The sequence below is a fragment of the Halomonas sp. genome (assembly GCF_041689495.1).
In the GTDB taxonomy this organism is placed as follows: Bacteria; Pseudomonadota; Gammaproteobacteria; order Pseudomonadales; family Halomonadaceae; genus Halomonas.
Map to the genome: position 1 here is coordinate 1 of NZ_JBDNGD010000482.1, position 1,558 is coordinate 1,558.

The 1,558-nt window shown below is 66.7% G+C and carries 2 protein-coding genes and 1 pseudogene; all 3 read right to left on the reverse strand.

Annotation, left to right across the window (positions count from 1 at the left end; translation table 11 throughout):
- Positions 1-12 precede the first annotated feature (12 nt).
- Entirely contained in the window at positions 13-195 is a 183-nt protein-coding gene (locus ACESMD_RS14565; protein ID WP_372614396.1) for a hypothetical protein, read from the reverse strand.
- A 182-nt stretch (positions 196-377) separates the two neighbouring features.
- A pseudogene (locus ACESMD_RS14570) lies at positions 378-524 on the reverse strand (TetR family transcriptional regulator); the annotation flags it as partial.
- Positions 525-565: 41 nt separating this feature from the next.
- Positions 566-1,558: YeiH family protein (locus tag ACESMD_RS14575; protein WP_372614395.1), on the reverse strand; the 993-nt coding region annotated here is incomplete at its 5' end.

Consider the following 1,558-nt stretch of genomic DNA (forward strand, 5'->3'; position numbering starts at 1 on the left):
CTATCCATTCGTTCAGAAGCCAAGCAGTGTGGTCAGCCACAGGGAGATCTGGGGGAAGAAAGCCAGCACAAGATCGATCACCACCATGGACCCGACCAGCGGAATGGCGCGTACCGAGATACGTTCGATGGACACGTTGGCCTCCTGCCCCAGGTTGCCCACCAGGCAGCCCCGACGGAAGTCGTGGCGGGCCATACCCTCCCTGGCATCGTCGACGAAGGCCTCGATGCGCCCCAGCGGCGAACGCGTCGCATCCCGCAGGTGGCGATCCAGCTTGCGGGCGAAGTAGGCGCCGTGTGCTCCATCACGGCACGCCCGAACGCCTCCTTGCTGTCGAAGTAATAGTAGAACGAGCTCTTGGGCACCGCGACGCGCTTGAGGATGCCGTCGATACCGGAGACGACGAAGCCCTGCTCGGTCAGCACTTCGGTCCCGCTGCGGATCAGGGCCGCCCGGGTGTCCGGATCATCGCGGGGCACCCTGGGGGGCCGACCGCGGCGTGGCTTGGAGGTCGCTTGTGTCATGCCATCAATATAGACTGCCCGTCTATTAAATCAAGCAGCCCTTAGGTGCCGAGCCCCCCGAACAGCACCACGCCGAGCACCACCACCAGCAGGATCACGGTCTCCAGGGCCATCAGGATCACCGGGCGCCAGCCCACCACCGCCAGCTTCTGGAACGACGTCTTGATACCGAGCGCCGCGATGGCGGTGACGAGGCACCAGCGGGACAGGGTCGACATCCCCTCGTTCACCGCCTCGGGAATGAGCCCCAGGCTGTTGACCACGACCAGCACCACGAAGCCCACCAGGAAGCTTGGCAGCATCGGCACCTTGGTCGCCGCCCCCTCTTCCTGGCGCGACGCGCGAAACAGCCACATGAAGACCATCACCGCCGGCACCAGCATGGCGACCCGCACCAACTTGACCAGCGTCGAGATGTCGCCGGTCTGCTCGGAGATCATGTAGCCGGCCCCCACCACCTGGGCCACGTCGTGGATGGTGCCCCCCAGGAAGATCCCCGCCTGGACATTGGCGAGTTCCAGGACCCCGACGATCAGCGGATAGGTCACCATCGCCATGGTCGATAGCGTGGTCACCCCGACCACCGTGAGGATGGTGTTGCGCTCGCTGGTCTCATGACGCGGCATCACCGCCGACAGGGCCAGGGCCGCCGATGCACCGCAGATGGCGACGGCGCCGCCGGTCAAGAGTCCAAGGTCGCGGTCCAGGCCCAGCACCCTGGCCAGCACCGCCCCCATGGCGATGACCAGCGCCACGGCCCCCACCACGGTGAGCACGGGCCCGAGCCCGAGGTCGCCCACCTGCGCCAGGGTCATCCGCGCCCCCAGCATCGCCACCCCCAGCCGCAGCACGGTGCGAGCGGCAAACTCGATGCCCTGGCGGCAAGGTCCCTCTTCACTCAGGAAGTGCAGCGACATGCCGAACAGCAGGGCGTAGAGCAGCGTCGGCCCCCCGTAGTGATCGGCGATGAAGGTGGTGGCCAGGGCGATGGTGACGCACACCAGCAACCCGCGTCCGATGGCGCGAAAGCTGCC